The organism is Shinella sp. 20P9.1.1, from assembly GCF_057798995.1.
In genome coordinates this window covers 1-16461 of the sequence record NZ_JBYOLC010000005.1, presented here as the reverse complement: position 1 = coordinate 16461, position 16461 = coordinate 1, and the positions used below count along the sequence as shown (strand labels likewise).

Genomic DNA, 16461 nt, shown 5'->3' with positions numbered 1-16461 from the left:
CGGGCGATTTTGCTCCCATATGTGAGCCTCACGACGACAGATGGATTCTCAAATCCGCATCGTTATCCGGAATTAAAACCAGGGTGAGGCCGGGATTGCTTGACAATCCGCGTTTCAACCGGTTTAGGCTCCATCCGCCCGATTTGCTGCAACGGCAGGCGGGCACGACCAATTTCAGCATCGGCGTGACCGGCCCGGGAAGGGCAGGGCGCGGGTGCCAAACGGATCAGCCATTCCGGACCTGGCCGGGCTTCACCGCCGCCGGATCGGCTACGCGGAGAAATGCATGGCTTCGGCAGCGGAACAACTTGCCTCTAATCTGAACTTCTCGACTTTCGCCAAGGCGGAAGACCTGAAGAAGCGCCTCTGGTTCACGCTGGGCGCGCTGCTCGTCTATCGTCTCGGCACCTACATCCCGTTGCCGGGCCTCAATCCCGAAGCCTTTGCCCAGGCCTTCCGCGGCCAGTCGGGCGGCATTCTCGGCCTGTTCAACATGTTCTCCGGCGGCGCCGTCGAGCGCATGGCGATCTTCGCGCTCGGCATCATGCCGTATATCTCCGCGTCGATCATCGTGCAGCTGATGACCTCCGTCGTGCCTTCGCTGGAACAGCTGAAGAAGGAAGGCGAACAGGGCCGCAAGATCATCAACCAGTACACCCGCTACGGCACGGTGCTGCTCGGCACGCTGCAGGCCTATGGCATTTCCGTCGGTCTGGAGAGCGGGGCAGGGCTCGTCAACGATCCGGGCTGGTTCTTCCGTATCTCCACCGTCATTTCGCTGCTCGGCGGCACGATGTTCCTGATGTGGCTCGGTGAGCAGATCACCTCGCGCGGCATCGGCAACGGCATTTCGCTGATCATCTTCGCCGGTATCGTTGCTGCCCTGCCGCACGCCCTGGCGGGCACGCTGGAACTCGGCCGCACGGGCGCCCTGTCCTTCGGCGTGATTCTCGCCGTCGTCCTCATGGCCGTCGTCGTCATCGCGCTCATCGTCTTCGTGGAGCGCGCCCAGCGCCGCCTTCTGATCCAGTATCCGAAGCGCCAGGTCGGCAACCGTATGTTCCAGGGCGATACCTCGCACCTGCCGCTGAAGCTCAACACTTCGGGCGTCATCCCGGCGATTTTCGCGTCGTCGCTGCTGCTCTTGCCGGCAACGCTGGCGGGCTTCTCCAACACGTCCGAGCTGCCCTCCTGGGCAACCGCGGTCATCGCGTCGCTCGGCCACGGCAAGCCGCTCTACATGGTGCTCTATGCCGCCATGATCGCCTTCTTCGCCTTCTTCTACACGGCCATCGTCTTCAATCCGAAGGATACGGCCGATAACCTGAAGAAGCATGGCGGCTTCATCCCCGGCATCCGCCCGGGCGAGCGCACCGCCGAATATATCGACTACGTGCTGACCCGTATCACGGTCATCGGCGCCGCCTACCTGATGTTCGTCTGCATTCTTCCCGAAATCCTGATCTCGCAGACCGGGGTGCCGTTCTACCTTGGTGGTACGTCGCTTTTGATTGTTGTCAGCGTGACCCTCGATACTGTAGCACAGATACAGGGTCACCTGATTGCTCAGCAGTATGAGGGGCTGATCAAGAAGTCGAAGCTGCGTGGAGGAAAGAGGGGACGATGAGACTGATTTTTCTGGGACCGCCGGGGGCCGGCAAGGGAACCCAAGCCAAGCTCCTGACGGAAAAGTACGGTATTCCGCAGCTTTCCACGGGTGATATGCTGCGGGCGGCCGTTGCCGCCGGCACGGATGTCGGCAAGCGCGCCAAGGCCGTCATGGATGCCGGCCAGCTCGTCTCCGACGCGATCGTCAACGAAATCGTTTCCGATCGTGTTGATTCGCCGGACTGTGCCAAGGGCTTCATCCTGGATGGCTATCCGCGCACGGTTCCGCAGGCGGAAGCCCTCGACCAGATCCTCGCCGGCAAGGGCATCGCGCTCGACGCCGTCATCGAGCTGAAGGTCGATGAGGATGCACTGGTCAAGCGCATGGAGAATCGCGTTGCCGAAACGATCGCCGCCGGCGGTACGGTTCGCTCCGACGACAATCCGGAAGCCTTCAAGCGTCGCCTCACGGAATACCGCGAGAAGACCGCGCCGCTGTCGAACTACTATGCGTCGACGGGCAAGCTTCAGACGGTCGATGGCATGGCCAATGTCGACAAGGTGACCGCCGAGATCGGTGGAATCCTGGAGAACGCCTGATATCGGGCAAAAAGGCCCGGCCGGGGAGTTGACTTTTTGGCCGATTCCCCCTTAAGACAGCGCCAACTCGCGACATGCCATTGCGATCGGCGCGGATTTCCAACAACGAAGTCCGGGTTCGGTCGTTTTCGACATGCCCCGAACATCAATTGAGCAGCGGTCTCTCGTGGCCGTATCGAATGAAGAAAACCACTTGCCGGATGGCAACTGGAAGCAAGGAGAACAGGCGTGGCACGTATCGCTGGCGTCAACATCCCGACCGCGAAGCGCGTAGTCATCGCGCTGACCTATATTCACGGGATCGGCCCGAAATTCGCACAGGAAATCATCGAGAAGGTCGGTATCCCGGCTGATCGCCGCGTGCACCAGCTCACGGACGCAGAAGTTCTGCAGATCCGTGAAGCCATCGACCGCGACTACCAGGTCGAAGGCGACCTGCGTCGCGAGACCTCGATGAACATCAAGCGTCTCATGGACCTCGGTTGCTACCGTGGCCTGCGTCACCGTCGCGGCCTTCCGGTCCGCGGTCAGCGCACGCACACCAACGCCCGTACCCGCAAGGGCCCGGCGAAGGCCATCGCAGGCAAGAAGAAGTAATTTCCCGGAAACGGGGAATGGGAGGCTGGCGCTTCGCGCCGGCCTCTTTTGAGTTTCGAGCGGGGCCTTGCTTTCATCAAGAGGTCCCGGTCGGTGGAGCTGCTGGCATTACGGCAGTGACGATATCGCCGCAGACGCTCCCTTCGGGACGTGTGCAAATTTTATTCAGGGCAGGGGTTTCGTCCCGGCCCGGTGGAGCCGCTGGCATTACGGCGGTGTAGAGATCAACGAAAGGACTATCCATGGCCAAGGAAGCCGCACGCGTCCGCCGTCGCGAACGCAAGAACATCACCTCGGGTGTTGCTCACGTCAATTCTTCGTTCAACAACACGATGATCACCATCACCGACGCACAGGGCAACGCCATTGCCTGGTCGTCGGCCGGCGCAAAGGGCTTCAAGGGTTCGCGCAAGTCGACCCCGTTCGCTGCCCAGATCGCTGCTGAAGACTGCGCCAAGAAGGCCCAGGAACACGGCATGAAGTCGCTGGAAGTCGAAGTATGCGGTCCGGGTTCGGGTCGTGAATCGGCTCTGCGCGCCCTCCAGGCTGCCGGCTTCATGATCACGTCCATCCGCGACGTGACCCCGATCCCGCACAACGGTTGCCGTCCGCGCAAGAAGCGCCGCGTCTGATCATCGCATTCAATCAACCAGGAAAGCCGGTCGGCTTTCCTGGATCTTCAGGGCTCGGCCGCCACGATTGGATGGTGGCGGCGAACGGAAGGCAAAACATATGATCCAGAAAAACTGGCAGGAACTGATCAAGCCGAACAAGGTGGAATTCACCTCCTCCGGCCGCACCAAGGCAAGCCTTGTTGCAGAGCCGCTGGAGCGTGGCTTCGGCCTGACGCTCGGCAACGCGCTGCGTCGCGTTCTCCTGTCGTCGTTGCGCGGTGCGGCTGTTACCGCCGTGCAGATCGACGGCGTCCTGCACGAGTTCTCGTCGATCCCGGGTGTCCGTGAAGACGTGACCGATATCGTGCTCAACATCAAGGAAATCGCCATCAAGATGGATGGCGACGATTCCAAGCGCATGGTTGTCCGCAAGCAGGGCCCGGGCGTCGTAACGGCTGGTGACATCCAGACGGTCGGCGACATCGAGATCCTGAACCCGAACCATGTCATCTGCACCCTCGACGAAGGCGCGGAAATCCGCATGGAGTTCACGGTCAACAACGGCAAGGGCTACGTCCCGGCCGATCGTAACCGTTCCGAAGATGCTCCGATCGGCCTCATCCCGGTCGACAGCCTCTACTCGCCGGTCAAGAAAGTGTCCTACAAGGTGGAAAACACCCGTGAAGGCCAGGTTCTCGACTATGACAAGCTGACCATGTCCATCGAGACTGACGGCTCTGTCACCGGCGAAGACGCGATCGCGTTTGCAGCCCGCATTCTTCAGGACCAGCTCTCGGTCTTCGTCAACTTCGACGAACCGCAGAAGGAAGCCGAGGAAGAATCGGTCACCGAACTGGCGTTCAACCCGGCGCTCCTCAAGAAGGTCGACGAACTGGAACTTTCCGTGCGTTCGGCGAACTGCCTGAAGAACGACAACATCGTCTACATCGGCGATCTCATTCAGAAGACCGAAGCCGAAATGCTTCGCACTCCGAATTTTGGTCGCAAGTCGCTCAACGAAATCAAGGAAGTTCTCGCTTCCATGGGCCTGCACCTCGGCATGGAAGTGCCGGCATGGCCGCCCGAGAACATCGAAGATCTCGCCAAGCGCTACGAAGACCAATACTAACCATCAAACGGCAGGCCACCTGCCTGCATGTGAAGGAGACCCGAGATGCGCCACCAGAATTCCGGTCGCAAACTCAACCGTACTGCCAGCCACCGCAAGGCGATGTTCGCCAACATGGCTGCCTCGCTCATCCTGCATGAGCAGATCGTAACGACGCTGCCGAAGGCGAAGGAAATTCGCCCGATCGTCGAAAAGCTCGTCACGCTCGGCAAGCGCGGCGACCTGCACGCTCGCCGTCAGGCGATCTCGCAGATCCGCGACGTTGCCGTCGTTTCGAAGCTGTTCGATGCGATCGCAACCCGCTACGCCAGCCGCAACGGTGGCTACCTGCGTATCATGAAGGCCGGCTACCGCTACGGCGACAACGCCCCGCTCGCCGTCATCGAGTTCGTTGAACGCGATGTTGACGCCAAGGGCGCAGCCGACAAGGTCCGCGTCGCCGCTGAAGCAGCTGCTGCCGAAGCCGCATAAAGAACGATCGTTCGATCCGAACGGTTTGAAGCCGGACGCTCTCAGCGTCCGGCTTTTTCTTTGCGCGTAAGCCGGGGGCGCGAAAGACTTTGGAAACCATGTCCCTAGGCATAGTTTTCAGGCCTTGCCCCTAAAATTCACGGGCGTTTAATCGAGTCTGAGTCATGAGCGAGAACTTCGCATTCCTGCTGCCGGTGGTCCTCACCCTGTTCGGCGTTGCGTTTCTCGTCGTCGGCCGCTTCGGCAATCGCGCCGCTCTTTTCTGGGGCGCCGGTTATCTCTGCGCGGCGCTCGGCTTTCTCGCGCCGCTTCTGGAGGTTATCGTACCGGTCCCCGTCGTCGCGATGGTGGCGGATGCGGCTTTCCTCTCGGCCTTCCTGCTCTATAGCCAGGGGCTCGTCACGCATTTCGAGGCGCCGCGGCTTATTGGCCTGCGGCTGGCGATCGCCGCTGTCGCCTATGCCGGCACGGCGTATGCGGTTCTGATTGCCGGGAGCCTGCGCTATGAACTCTTCATCAACGACATCGCATGCGGCCTGCTGATGCTGGTTGCGATGGCCTCCTCCTGGCGCCGGCCGCAGAACTGGGTCGATCGCGCGCTGTTGGGTGCGGTGATCTTTGTGATGCTCGAGACGACCTTGAGGACGATCGCCTTCTTCGTCATGGCCGGCACACTGGCGATGGGCGAATTCATCGGCTCGACCTACGCCTATATCATGCAGGTAACCTCGACCATCGGCGCGCTTGTCCTGGCTCTGACGGCGCTGTCTTCCGTCGCGCTGCGCATCGTCGAGCGGCACCGCAAGGCGGCGGAGGAGGACCCATTAACTGGTCTGCTCAACCGTCGTGGCTTCGAGCAGTTCATCGGCGAACATGGCCGTGCCGCGAAGAAAGAGGCAGCGATCATCGTTGCGGATATCGACTGGTTCAAATCGGTAAACGATCGCTATGGCCATGCCGCGGGTGATGACGTTATTCGCGAAGTAGCAAATCTGCTGCGCACGCTATCCTGGCCCGAGGTCGCGGTCGCGCGTTTCGGCGGGGAAGAATTCATCGCCTACCTGCCGAACTGCCGCCTGCAGGATGCGCATACGCTGGCAAACACGGTTCGTCTCGCCCTATCCGAGCGTAATCTCGAAAGCATCGGTGTCGACCGCGCGATCACGGCGAGTTTCGGTGTCGCGGTCACGGCCGCGGGGGATCATACGATCCACGACGCCATCAGCCGCGCCGACCGCCTGCTCTATCTTGCCAAGAGTAGTGGCCGGAACCGCGTTGTCAGCAATGCAGCGGATGCTTCTGCGGCATCCGCCCCGAAATTCTTCGTCGTCAAAGACGACGCAGAGGTGCAGAACCGACGTTAGGCTGAGCGCTCGCTGCCTCGAAAGGCCGAATCCGGCCGTCCGCGCTTTTTTCCGCGCAGCATCGGCCGCATCGGCCTATAGGCGAGAAGGACTGCCACCAGCACGATATAGGTCCACGGCTCCAGGCCGACGACCTTCACCGACATGGCGAAGTGCAGCGCCCCGGCCGCGGCGATGATGTAGACCAGCTTGTGCAGTTTCACCCAACGCGGCCCGAGCCGGCGGATCGACCAATTGTTGGAGGTCATCGCCAGCGGAATAAGCATCACGAAGGCCGCCATGCCGATGGTGATGAAAGGCCTTTTGGCGATATCGACGAGGATTGCCGAAAAATTCAGGTACTGGTCCAGCACCATGTAGGTCAGGAAGTGCATCAGCACGTACCAGAAGGCGAGAAGCCCCAGTGCGCGGCGATAGCGGATCCAGTTGATGCCGAAGAGATCACGCAGCGGCGTGATTGCCAGCGTCGCGACAAGGAAGCGCAGTGCCCAGAGCCCCAGCAGGTGTTCGAATTCCTTCACCGGATTGCCGGGCAGGCGGCCCGTTGCGCCGAGCCAGAAGCCATAGGCCGCGGGTACCAAGCCGGCGGCATAGAGCAGCCAGATCGAGGCGGCATGGTATTTACGGGGCAGGGCGGGCAGCATCAGTAGTTCGCCCTCAGATCCATGCCGCTATAGAGGCTGGCGACCTCGTCGGCATAGCCGTTGAACGGCAGGGTCGGCCGGCGGTTCGCACCGAAGAAGCCGCCTTCGCCGATACGGTTCTCGCTGGCCTGACTCCAGCGCGGGTGATCCACCTCCGGATTGACGTTGGCATAGAAGCCGTATTCGTTCGGCGCGGAGATGTTCCAGGTTGAGGGCGGCTGCTTGTCGGTCAGCGTGATCTTGACGATCGACTTGATGCCCTTGAAACCGTATTTCCAGGGAACGACGAGGCGGATCGGCGCGCCATTTTGGTTGGGCAGCGTCCTGCCATAGACGCCGACGGCGAGGATGGCGAGCGGATGGCGGGCCTCGTCGAGCCGCAGGCCTTCGACATAGGGCCAGGGCAGGGACTGGAAGTAGCCCGATTGCCCCGGCATTTCCTCCGGCCGCACCACCGTCTCGAAGGCGACGTATTTGGCATCCCCAAGTGGCTCCACCTTGTCGAGCAGGGCTGAGAGTGGAAAGCCCACCCAAGGAATGACCATCGACCACGCCTCGACGCAGCGCATACGATAAACCCGGTCCTCCAGCGGCATGGCCAGCAGCTCTTCGAGGCCGAATTCCCTGGGTTTGCCGACCAGCCCGTCCACCTTCACGGTCCAGGGCGTCGGCTTGAACTTTTCCGAGTTCGCCGCCGGGTCTTCCTTGCCGAGGCCGAATTCGTAGAAATTGTTGTAGCCCGTCACGTCCTTCTCGGGCGTCAGCTTCTCATCGACGGCGTATTGGCTCTTGGAGGCCTTCAGGGCCTCTGCAAAGGCTGGTGTTCCTGCTGCGGCAAGCGCGCCGCCGGCGGCAGCCGCCAGAAAGCCGCGCCGGTTGAAGAACCAGCGCTCGGGGGTGATTTCGGATGGGATGATGCGCGGGGGGCGGTAGAGAGACATGGCGGGGCTCGATTGGTTTGGTTGTTTCCCTGGCTTCTACGTAACGGCGGAGCATGTTGTTTCAACGGCCGTGAAGATTTCTTGCGACCACTTTTTCGTGCGTGCGGCGTGAGGCCGCGCGAGCGGTGAAGATCGCGCGGTTTGCCTTTTTTCCTGCGAAATCCTATCTGATCGTGTGGCGGAAACGAAGGAGACTCACTTGATGACGCATATCCGCATTCTGCTTGCCGCGCCGCTTGCCGTGGCACTGGCGCTGATGACGCCCGCCATGGCCGAGGAGCGCACCGTGCCGCAATCGCGCACGGAGATGCAGCTCTCCTTCGCACCGCTGGTCAAGCAGGTCGAGAACGCCGTCGTCAACGTCTATGCCGAGCGCGTCGTCGAGCGCCGCTCGCTCTTCGACGGCGATCCTTTCTTCGAGGAGTTCTTCGGCCAGCAGATGCCGAACCGCAGCCAGAAGCAATCCTCGCTCGGCTCGGGCGTCATCGTCGGCTCTAAGGGCATCGTGGTGACGAACAACCACGTCATCGAGGGCGCAAGCGACATCAAGGTGGCGCTGGCGGATGGCCGCGAATATGAAAGCACCGTCGTCCTGAAGGACGAGCGCGTCGATCTCGCCGTGCTGAAGATCAAGACGGAGGGGGATTTCACCACGCTGCCGCTCGGCGACAGCGATGCGGTCGAAGTCGGCGATCTCGTGCTCGCCATCGGCAACCCGTTCGGTGTCGGCCAGACGGTCACGAGCGGCATCGTTTCGGCGCTGGCCCGCAATCAGGTCCGCTCAGGCGATTTCGGCTTCTTCATCCAGACGGATGCCGCCATCAATCCCGGCAATTCCGGCGGTGCGCTCATCAACATGAACGGCGAGCTGATCGGCATCAACACCGCGATCTTTTCGCGCGGCGGCGGATCGAACGGCGTCGGCTTCGCCATCCCGGCCAACCTCGTGAAGACCTTCATCGCCAGCGCCGAAAACGGTAGTGCCAGCTTCGATCGTCCCTTCGTCGGCGCCACCTTCGAGGCGGTGACGTCAGAAGTCGCCGAAGCGCTCGGCCTCGACCGTGCCCGTGGTGCCCTGATTTCAAAGGTTCAACCTGAAAGCCCGGCGGAAAAGGCCGGCATGAAGCCGGGCCAGATCGTGACGGCGGTCAACGGCATTCCCGTCGAACATCCCGATGCGCTCGGCTATCGCCTCACCACCGTCGGCATCGGCGGCACGGCGCGCATCACGGTCGTCAGCAATGGCAAGCCGCAGGATCTGACGCTCTCGCTTGATCGTGCGCCGGAAACGACGCCGCGCGACGAACGCCTGATCGAAGGCCGCAATCCCTTCTCCGGCGCGGTCGTTGCCAATCTCTCGCCGCGCGTTTCCGAAGAACTGCGCATGCCGGCCGGGCAGGGCACGATGAACGGCGTCGTCGTCACCGAGGTCAACCGTGGCTCGCCGGCCGCTCGCATTGGCCTTCAGCCGCGCGACATCATCATCGAGCTAAACGGCACCGCCGTCACGACCACCGAAACGCTCGCCAAGCTCACCGGCGAAGACCCGTCGATCTGGCGGGTCGAGATCGAGCGCGACGGCCAGCGCATCCGCCAGTTCTTCCGATGAGCGATCTCTTCGCCCCGCATGAGCCGGAGGACATGAAGGCGAAGCGGCCGCTGGCCGATCGCCTGCGTCCCCGGACGCTGGGCGAAGTCTCCGGCCAGGAACACCTGACCGGCCCGGATGGTGTGCTCTCGCGCATGATCGAGGCCGGATCGCTCGGGTCTATGATCTTCTGGGGGCCGCCGGGCACGGGCAAGACGACGGTGGCGCGGCTGCTTTCAGGCGAAACAGGCCTTGCCTTCGAGCAGATTTCGGCGATCTTCTCCGGCGTCGCCGATCTCAAGAAGGTTTTCGAGGCTGCCCGCGCGCGCCGAATGGGTGGTCGCCAGACGCTGCTTTTCGTCGATGAGATCCATCGTTTCAACCGCGCGCAGCAGGATAGCTTCCTGCCCGTCATGGAAGACGGTACGATCGTGCTTGTCGGCGCGACGACGGAAAATCCGTCCTTCGAGCTCAACGCCGCTCTTTTGTCGCGCGCTCGCGTGCTCACCTTCAAACCGCATGACGAGACGAGCCTGGAAGAGCTTTTGAAGCGCGCCGAGGCCGTTGAGAACAAAGCGCTGCCGCTCGATGAGGAGGCGCGCGCCTCGCTGCTGCGCATGGCCGATGGCGACGGCCGTGCCGTGCTGACGCTGGCGGAAGAAGTGTGGCGCGCTGCGCGGGCCGGCGAGACCTTCGGGCAGGACGATCTCTTCCGCATCGTGCAGCGCCGTGCGCCCGTCTATGACAAGTCGCAGGACGGCCACTACAATCTCATCTCCGCCCTGCACAAGGCCGTGCGCGGGTCGGATCCCGATGCCTCGCTCTATTATCTCACACGCATGCTCGATGCCGGCGAGGACCCGCTGTTCCTCTGCCGCCGCATGGTGCGCATGGCTGTCGAGGACATCGGCCTTGCCGATCCGCAGGCGCTCGTCGTCTGCAATGCTGTGAAGGATGCCTATGATTTCCTCGGCTCGCCGGAGGGCGATCTGGCCTTGGCGCAGGCCTGCGTCTATCTCGCCACCGCGCCGAAATCGAACGCCATCTACACCGCCTACAAATCGGCCATGCGCGCGGCGAAGGAAAACGGCTCACTGCTGCCGCCGAAACACATTCTCAACGCGCCCACCAAGCTGATGAAGGGCGAGGGCTATGGCGACGGCTATCGCTACGACCACGACCAGCCGGACGCTTTTTCAGGCCAGGATTATTTCCCGGAAAAGATGGGGCGCCGGACCTTCTACGATCCACCGGAGCGCGGCTTCGAGCGCGAACTGCGCAAGCGGCTCGACTGGTGGGCGAAGCTGCGCAAGGAGCGCGGCGAGAATTAAGCGGCGCTGAAGCGCTGCGCCGACTTTTGCGGGGCAAGCGGCACGATCTTGATCGACGACTGCGCCTTGCCCGGATGCCCTTCCATATCGACCACCACATGCCAGTGACCGTTCTCCGGGATTTTCAGCCGGATCGGCGACTGCTTGGCGACACCGCCGAGAAATTTGTGCTGGCGCGCATTCTTGAACAGGTCGAAATTCGCATGGCTCATCAGGCGGACATTGGCGACGGCCGACAGCGTGATTTCGACCACGGTCCCGCTGCGTTGCAGGTCGAGATCGTAATGGGTGTAGGAGAAACTGTGTGTCATGGCCGACCCGGATGCATCTGGTGTAGCGCTAATATGCATCCGTATCCGTTAAAGTTTTCTTCCCCTCCATCTCCCGATTCCCAAAGCTGTATCTCTTATATTTCAAAGGTATAGATGGAAAATCGGAATCGATTCCGCAGCGTCTTGATTCAGTTTGCCAGGTGCGCGCCCGAAAAATTTCCTCCCCCTGTCGGCTTGCGGCAATCATGGGCGTCCTTGGTGCATGAAGCCGGCGGGTGCCGGTGAAAATCGAGGAGACAGACATGCCGAAAATGACCGTCATCACCCTTTTGACAGCAGCCCTCGCCGCCTTCGCACCGGCTTCGGCGCAGGCTGAGGAGATCAAGGAAAATCCGTTGCAGAGCATCGTCGGTAAACCGGACAAGGCCGGGCACCTGTCGGTCAACGGCATCGACTATTACTATGAAATCCGCGGCAAGGGCGAGCCGCTGCTCCTGCTGCATGGCGGTCTCGGCCTGATCGAGATGTACGGCGAAAACCTCAAGACCTTGCAGGAAAAGCGCCAGGTCATCGGTGTCGATCTCCAGGGCCATGGCCGCACGCCGCTCGGCAACCGGCCGATCGATATTCCCGCGATCGGCGCTGATATGGCCGAGCTCGTCAGCCAGCTCGGCTATGATCAGGTCGATGTGCTCGGTTACTCCTTCGGCGGCGGTGTTGCGCTGCAGATGGCCGCGCAAGCACCGGACAAGGTGCGCCGCCTCGTCATCGCGTCCGCACCGTTCGCCAGGAACGGCTTCTTCCCGGAAATGCTGCCGCAGCAGGCGTCCGTGTCCGGCGCCATGGCTGACATGATGAAGGAGACGCCGATGTATAAATCCTACGCGGCCGTCGCGCCCGATGTCTCGCAATTCCCCAAGCTGCTCGATGCTATGGGGGCCGCCATGCGGGAGGACTATGACGCATCCGACGCCGTCGCAAAGCTCTCCATGCCCGTCATGCTGATCTACGGCGACAGCGATATGATCCGGCCCGAGCATATGGTCGAGTTCTACCAGAAGCTCGGCGGCGGCTTGCGGGATGCCGGCTGGATGCGGGAAAACATGTCGAAGAACCGCCTCGCCATCCTGCCCGGCCTGACACATTATGAAGCCTTCGCCGCCCCCGCGCTCGTCAGCGCCGCCCTGCCGTTCCTCGATGGCCAGATCGGCGCGCAGAGCTGGGCCGGCCAGGTCGATGGCAACTGAAAACACCGAAGCCCGGATGCGGGAAACGCATCCGGGCTTCGGCCCGTCCGTGAGGCCGTCGTGCCGGCGGGAGCCGCGCGTCGAACAACCCCTGTCGAGGGGCTCCGCTCAGCGGCAGACGCGGACGTGTTTGATGATCAGGTTGCCGTAATAATCGTAGGACTTCACCTTCTTGACGAAGCAATGCGGCGGTAGCCGTAGCTGTAGGAGCCGGCCTGCGAGGGAGACGAGAAGGAAGAGACCGATGCGAGGGCAACGGCGGCGATGAGGAGGATGTTGCGCATGATCTGTTCCCCTAGGGTTCGGTTGCGGATGGTTCGTTGCATCCAGTGACCGGACCTTCGCATGAAGGGGCGACGTGTGCTGTTCCGCACGGAACAGCGGTTTTAGCGTAGCGTTTCCGCCCACTCCTTCACCGTCCTTGCCATGGTGGCGAGGTGGTCGGCGGCGGAGAATCCGGAAAGGCTTTTGCGCGGCTTCAGGTCGTGATCGCCGTCTTCCAGCCAGAGGATGCGGATGCGCTCCGGCAGGCCGTAACCCGGCACTTCATCTTTCGTGCCGAAGGGATCGCGTGTGCCTTGGCAGATCAGCGTTGGCGTCTTCAGGTCTATGAGATGCGCGGTGCGCAGCTGCGCCGGCTTTTCCGGCGGGTGGAAAGGATAGCCGAGGCAGACGAGGCCGGCGACCTTGCCGTCGGCATGAAGCGTATCCGCCACCATGCTGGCGACACGCCCGCCCATCGACTTGCCACCGATCACCAGCGGTCCCCTGGCGCCGAGCGCTGCGACGGCGGCATGGAACTCCGGGTTTAGCGTCTCCGCCTTTGGCGGTGGCTTGCGGCTGCCATCGATCCGGCGTGCGGCCATATAGGAGAACTCGAAGCGGGCGATCCGCAGGCCTTCGGCAGCGAGCGCGGTGGCCGCGGCATTCATCGCCGCCGAATCCATCGGCGCGCCGCTACCATGGGCGAGCAGCAGGGTGACGGGCGCATCCTCAGGGCCATCGAACAGGAAAGGCGAGTTCATTCCGTCGTCATATCCATCGGGCCGGCGATCGCTTCACTTGGCATGGTCCTTCACCTCGCCGGGCGCGATCGGATCGCTTGCGGGAAACGTCTCTTCCAGCGCCTCTTCAAGATAATCGTCCTGTTCCGCCTTTGCGGCCTTGTCCTGCTGCTGGGCGCGCTCCTTTTCGAGCGGGGCTTTCGGGCTGTCTTTTTCCGTGGGCATCGTCTTCTCCCTCGTTGCTTCACTTGAAAGATAGGGTGTTTTTCTGGAAGGGCGAGGGGGTCAGGTCTCCGGCATGGCAAGTTCGGCGATGACGGGCAGGTGGTTCGAGCCGAAAGCCGGGCCGATGCGATGGCCACGCACGGAAATGTCCGGCGAAACGGCGACATGGTCGATTGTGGCGCCGATATAGGCGAGCCAATCGAGTTTCAGGCTGAAGCGCGTCACCGGCTGCAGCCAGCCGCCCTCGGTGGAGGCGAGGCCGGCCTGGCGCAGGAAGCTGCGATAGAAGGGCGACCAGGTCGGTGTGTGCCAATCACCCGCAACGATGACGGGCGCGCGTTGCAGATCGCCTTTCGCCGCATCGGCGGCCGCCGAAAGATAGGCGTTGCGATCGCGCCACTGCCAGAGCCGGCGCGGCGTCTCGGGATGGAAGGCATAGAGGAAGAGCGGCTTGCCGCGCATGTCGAGCTCGAGCCGCAACGGCTGCTTGTAGGCCTTTGGCTCGGTGAAGGCGCGCTTCAGCTCGGTTTCCGCGCGGATCGGCAGGGTGGAGTAAACCTTGATACTGTCGCGCGCCAGGGCTTCCGCCCCGCTTTCGTAGGGAAAGAGCCCGGCCGCGGAAAGGGCGGCCGCCCAGCGCCCCGTGGTTTCCTGCAGGACGACGATGTCGGGCTTTTCCAGCCGCAACAGATCGATGAAGACGGCGGGATCTTCCGGGTTCTGCACGAAGAGATTGGCGGTCAGCACCTTCAAGCCGTTGCCGGCCGCGGAGGGGCGGGCGGTGGGCACGTCGAAGGCGGGAATGAGGGCGACGGCAAGGCCGGCAAGCGCGATCACGATCGCCTTCACCCGTCGCGTGACGAGCGCCGCAACGACCAGCAGCCCACCAGATGCCACCGCATAGGGCCAGGCGAAGGTGAGCAGATCGACCAGCCAGAACCGATCGGCGGCAAGCACGACGATGCTGACGGCGAAGAGATAGGCGAGGACGCCAGGCAGGACGAGGACGCGGTAAGCCATGGCAATCGGCCCCCGGCGCGGCGCTGTCAGCATCGACTGTTCCCTCTGCATCACGGAATTCGGTTCAGCGCGATTCCCGTAACGGGAGGCTAGCATGTAGCCTGTGCATCCATGCGCTGCAATGACGTGCTGGTCCGCCGCGCCGCAATTGAGAAAAGTTATGTTCCGGGCCTGTCTTTTGGAGTGGGTCTACGAAGACAGGAGGTGGTGTGAAAGATCGTCCCAACCGGGGTTCAACGCCTCCACGAGATCGATCTTTTTTTGCCGTGGCATTTTTTGAATGGCTTTGTGCCGTTCAACAGCTTCGATCAATTGCTCGTACACTTCATACCAAACGAGTATTTCCACCCCTTTATAGACCGTTACGCCGGGCATTCGGGTCATTCGGTGTTCGAAAAGTCGCCGGGGAAGGTCGCTTGTTACCTTGACGAACAGGATGCCGTTGCGCGCTGATGTGACAATGTAGACGAAGCCTCTTCGGTGTGAATCAGTGTTTCCCATTTCCGGGCGATAAGCCGAATTGTAGCCTTCTTGAAACCCTGCGGAAAAAGCGTGTTCGTTCCCGGCGCGTGAAAACTTGATCAAGTTGATGTCTGACCGTAGTGCCTCCTCGTCTAATGGTGGCATTCCCAATGCGTCCGGGTTCTCATCCCGATCCGGATATCGTGACATCCGATGACGCCTTGCATTTTCAACACATAACTGCCGGGTGGCAAAAAAGTCGATCGACCTGCCAATTACGTTTCCATCGGAATCCAGAAGCCACCATAGCCACCCTGACGCCGTTTCCTGGATTTTCCATTCGTCTCTGTTGGACTTTCCGTACCTGTCGCCCATGATCCGTCCCCTTGATCATTCGCGCGATGGTAGCACTAGGTTTTGTTGCTGCCTATACATGAATTCAATTAAAGGGTGTTTTTTTGGGCGGATCGCAAAGGGCATGAGATATGGTTTTCTTTTTGTTTTCAGTGTTTTCCCTGTGTTTTCTTATTGAATATAACCCTTATGGTTGTGATCCATTGTGCTCTCTTTGAGAAAATCTTTGGTTAAAGGCAAAAAAATACCCCGGCTTATGGCCGGGGTATCTCGAAATCAAAAGGGTGTAGCAAGACATTGGGTTTTACATTGAATGACCCTAATAAGAGAACGAATCGAATGGTTGGAAAACGTGTGCGCGACACTAGGTACGCCATTCCGACAAATACTATGCCATCGGGGCAGTCATAGACATAGGTGGCCCGACCGAATTCCGAAATCGCCGACGAAGTGGTGAGGCCGAAGGTTTCTGGAGATCCCGATCTTCCCCGAGACCGGTCCCTTCCCACAGTGATGCGATTGGTTGCGGGGGCAATCAGATCGATCACCGAGAAACCTCAGGCTGCGTATCTGGTTTGAGATGGCTGACACTCAACTCCATGATTAGCGTGCCAGAGTATGTTCTCCCGCTCGACGCGTGTTCCAGGTGGATGGCTTGCTGGACAAACATGGCTGCAAGATGCAGACGATCGGTGTGTTCTCCCGGGGGCGATGATGCGATTCTCTATCGACAAAGATTTCCTGCTCAAGTTAGCCCGGATTATTTTTGGAACGGGCCTCGGTAAAGCGGGTGGAGCAGTTGCACTCCTCGGGGCATCGTCAGCGTCCGGTCTGGTGCCATGGCTGATCTACTCCGCTGCCCATAATTATCTAGGCTGGAGCATACCTCCAAGCGATGCCCCCTTATGGTTCGGACTGCTTCTCGTGGTTGTCGGACTTGCGACTGCAATTCTCGGAGCCTATTGGCAGAGGCCTCCTGCGTTAGTGGTC

The 16461-nt window shown here is 61.3% G+C and carries 17 protein-coding genes; 10 read left to right on the top strand and 7 right to left on the bottom strand.

Annotated elements, in window-relative coordinates:
• Positions 1–286 precede the first annotated feature (286 nt).
• From secY to AC27VQ_RS10035, 7 genes are all read left to right on the top strand, one after another.
• Complete coding sequence (secY, locus tag AC27VQ_RS10065) at positions 287–1627, top strand: preprotein translocase subunit SecY (RefSeq protein WP_117372302.1); 1341 nt, start codon at positions 287–289, stop codon at positions 1625–1627.
• Positions 1624–2208, top strand: a complete 585-nt coding sequence (locus AC27VQ_RS10060; protein ID WP_313528563.1) for an adenylate kinase — start codon at positions 1624–1626, stop codon at positions 2206–2208. The genes secY and AC27VQ_RS10060 overlap by 4 nt, the downstream gene beginning before the upstream one ends.
• 228 nt (positions 2209–2436) lie before the next feature.
• Complete coding sequence (gene rpsM, locus AC27VQ_RS10055) at positions 2437–2805, top strand: 30S ribosomal protein S13 (protein ID WP_058329561.1); 369 nt, start codon at positions 2437–2439, stop codon at positions 2803–2805.
• Positions 2806–3047: 242 nt separating this feature from the next.
• On the top strand, positions 3048–3437 hold the full coding sequence (gene rpsK, locus AC27VQ_RS10050) for a 30S ribosomal protein S11 (RefSeq protein ID WP_023513823.1): 390 nt from the start codon (positions 3048–3050) through the stop codon (positions 3435–3437).
• A 100-nt stretch (positions 3438–3537) separates the two neighbouring features.
• The gene (locus AC27VQ_RS10045; protein ID WP_117372305.1) at positions 3538–4548 is read left to right on the top strand and encodes a DNA-directed RNA polymerase subunit alpha; all 1011 of its coding nucleotides are present in this window, start codon (positions 3538–3540) and stop codon (positions 4546–4548) included.
• Positions 4549–4593: 45 nt separating this feature from the next.
• The gene (gene rplQ / locus AC27VQ_RS10040; protein WP_313528569.1) at positions 4594–5019 is read left to right on the top strand and encodes a 50S ribosomal protein L17; all 426 of its coding nucleotides are present in this window, start codon (positions 4594–4596) and stop codon (positions 5017–5019) included.
• A 164-nt stretch (positions 5020–5183) separates the two neighbouring features.
• Positions 5184–6383 carry a GGDEF domain-containing protein gene (locus AC27VQ_RS10035; protein WP_488716179.1) on the top strand — a complete coding sequence of 400 codons (1200 nt, stop codon included), beginning with the start codon at positions 5184–5186 and terminating at the stop codon, positions 6381–6383.
• On the opposite strand, the gene msrQ is transcribed toward AC27VQ_RS10035, so the two are convergent.
• Together msrQ and msrP are read right to left on the bottom strand one after the other, a co-directional pair.
• Positions 6380–7027, bottom strand: coding sequence for a protein-methionine-sulfoxide reductase heme-binding subunit MsrQ (gene msrQ / locus AC27VQ_RS10030; RefSeq protein WP_488716178.1), 648 nt, complete (start codon positions 7025–7027; stop codon positions 6380–6382). The genes AC27VQ_RS10035 and msrQ overlap by 4 nt on opposite strands.
• Positions 7027–7968, bottom strand: a complete 942-nt coding sequence (msrP, locus tag AC27VQ_RS10025; RefSeq protein ID WP_488716177.1) for a protein-methionine-sulfoxide reductase catalytic subunit MsrP — start codon at positions 7966–7968, stop codon at positions 7027–7029. Before msrP ends, msrQ begins: the two co-directional genes overlap by 1 nt.
• Positions 7969–8170: 202 nt before the next feature.
• On the opposite strand from msrP, the gene AC27VQ_RS10020 reads away from it, so the two are divergent.
• Together AC27VQ_RS10020 and AC27VQ_RS10015 are read left to right on the top strand one after the other, a co-directional pair.
• Entirely contained in the window at positions 8171–9577 is a 1407-nt protein-coding gene (locus AC27VQ_RS10020) for a DegQ family serine endoprotease (protein ID WP_488716412.1), read from the top strand.
• Positions 9574–10887, top strand: coding sequence for a replication-associated recombination protein A (locus AC27VQ_RS10015; protein ID WP_488716176.1), 1314 nt, complete (start codon positions 9574–9576; stop codon positions 10885–10887). The genes AC27VQ_RS10020 and AC27VQ_RS10015 overlap by 4 nt, the downstream gene beginning before the upstream one ends.
• On the opposite strand, the gene AC27VQ_RS10010 is transcribed toward AC27VQ_RS10015, so the two are convergent.
• On the bottom strand, positions 10884–11198 hold the full coding sequence (locus tag AC27VQ_RS10010) for a DUF1883 domain-containing protein (protein WP_488716175.1): 315 nt from the start codon (positions 11196–11198) through the stop codon (positions 10884–10886). The genes AC27VQ_RS10015 and AC27VQ_RS10010 overlap by 4 nt on opposite strands.
• A 263-nt stretch (positions 11199–11461) precedes the next feature.
• Here AC27VQ_RS10010 and AC27VQ_RS10005 point away from each other — a divergent pair, with 263 nt between their 5' ends.
• Positions 11462–12406, top strand: a complete 945-nt coding sequence (locus tag AC27VQ_RS10005; protein WP_488716174.1) for an alpha/beta fold hydrolase — start codon at positions 11462–11464, stop codon at positions 12404–12406.
• 386 nt (positions 12407–12792) lie between these two features.
• Here the strand turns inward: AC27VQ_RS10005 and AC27VQ_RS10000 are convergent, their stop codons facing one another.
• The 4 genes from AC27VQ_RS10000 to AC27VQ_RS09985 all read right to left on the bottom strand — a co-directional run bounded on the left by AC27VQ_RS10000 (position 12793) and on the right by AC27VQ_RS09985 (position 15492).
• Positions 12793–13431 (bottom strand): alpha/beta hydrolase family protein, encoded by a 639-nt coding sequence (locus AC27VQ_RS10000; protein WP_488716173.1) that lies wholly within the window; start codon positions 13429–13431, stop codon positions 12793–12795.
• A gap of 33 nt (positions 13432–13464) precedes the next feature.
• Complete coding sequence (locus AC27VQ_RS09995; protein WP_488716172.1) at positions 13465–13635, bottom strand: hypothetical protein; 171 nt, start codon at positions 13633–13635, stop codon at positions 13465–13467.
• Positions 13636–13695: 60 nt separating this feature from the next.
• On the bottom strand, positions 13696–14688 hold the full coding sequence (locus AC27VQ_RS09990; protein WP_488716171.1) for an endonuclease/exonuclease/phosphatase family protein: 993 nt from the start codon (positions 14686–14688) through the stop codon (positions 13696–13698).
• Between the two features lie 156 nt (positions 14689–14844).
• Positions 14845–15492, bottom strand: coding sequence for a GIY-YIG nuclease family protein (locus AC27VQ_RS09985; RefSeq protein ID WP_488716170.1), 648 nt, complete (start codon positions 15490–15492; stop codon positions 14845–14847).
• Between the last annotated feature and the right edge of the window lie 969 nt (positions 15493–16461).

Coding starts and splice junctions, on each gene's coding strand:
- secY (WP_117372302.1), top strand. CDS start 287: ATGGCTTCGGCAGCGGAACAACTTGCCTCTAATCTGAACTTCTCGACT.
- AC27VQ_RS10060 (WP_313528563.1), top strand. CDS start 1,624: ATGAGACTGATTTTTCTGGGACCGCCGGGGGCCGGCAAGGGAACCCAA.
- rpsK (WP_023513823.1), top strand. CDS start 3,048: ATGGCCAAGGAAGCCGCACGCGTCCGCCGTCGCGAACGCAAGAACATC.
- AC27VQ_RS10045 (WP_117372305.1), top strand. CDS start 3,538: ATGATCCAGAAAAACTGGCAGGAACTGATCAAGCCGAACAAGGTGGAA.
- rplQ (WP_313528569.1), top strand. CDS start 4,594: ATGCGCCACCAGAATTCCGGTCGCAAACTCAACCGTACTGCCAGCCAC.
- AC27VQ_RS10035 (WP_488716179.1), top strand. CDS start 5,184: ATGAGCGAGAACTTCGCATTCCTGCTGCCGGTGGTCCTCACCCTGTTC.
- msrQ (WP_488716178.1), bottom strand. CDS start 7,027: ATGCTGCCCGCCCTGCCCCGTAAATACCATGCCGCCTCGATCTGGCTG.
- msrP (WP_488716177.1), bottom strand. CDS start 7,968: ATGTCTCTCTACCGCCCCCCGCGCATCATCCCATCCGAAATCACCCCC.
- AC27VQ_RS10020 (WP_488716412.1), top strand. CDS start 8,171: ATGACGCATATCCGCATTCTGCTTGCCGCGCCGCTTGCCGTGGCACTG.
- AC27VQ_RS10015 (WP_488716176.1), top strand. CDS start 9,574: ATGAGCGATCTCTTCGCCCCGCATGAGCCGGAGGACATGAAGGCGAAG.
- AC27VQ_RS10010 (WP_488716175.1), bottom strand. CDS start 11,198: ATGACACACAGTTTCTCCTACACCCATTACGATCTCGACCTGCAACGC.
- AC27VQ_RS10005 (WP_488716174.1), top strand. CDS start 11,462: ATGCCGAAAATGACCGTCATCACCCTTTTGACAGCAGCCCTCGCCGCC.
- AC27VQ_RS10000 (WP_488716173.1), bottom strand. CDS start 13,431: ATGAACTCGCCTTTCCTGTTCGATGGCCCTGAGGATGCGCCCGTCACC.
- AC27VQ_RS09995 (WP_488716172.1), bottom strand. CDS start 13,635: ATGCCCACGGAAAAAGACAGCCCGAAAGCCCCGCTCGAAAAGGAGCGC.
- AC27VQ_RS09990 (WP_488716171.1), bottom strand. CDS start 14,688: ATGCTGACAGCGCCGCGCCGGGGGCCGATTGCCATGGCTTACCGCGTC.
- AC27VQ_RS09985 (WP_488716170.1), bottom strand. CDS start 15,492: ATGGGCGACAGGTACGGAAAGTCCAACAGAGACGAATGGAAAATCCAG.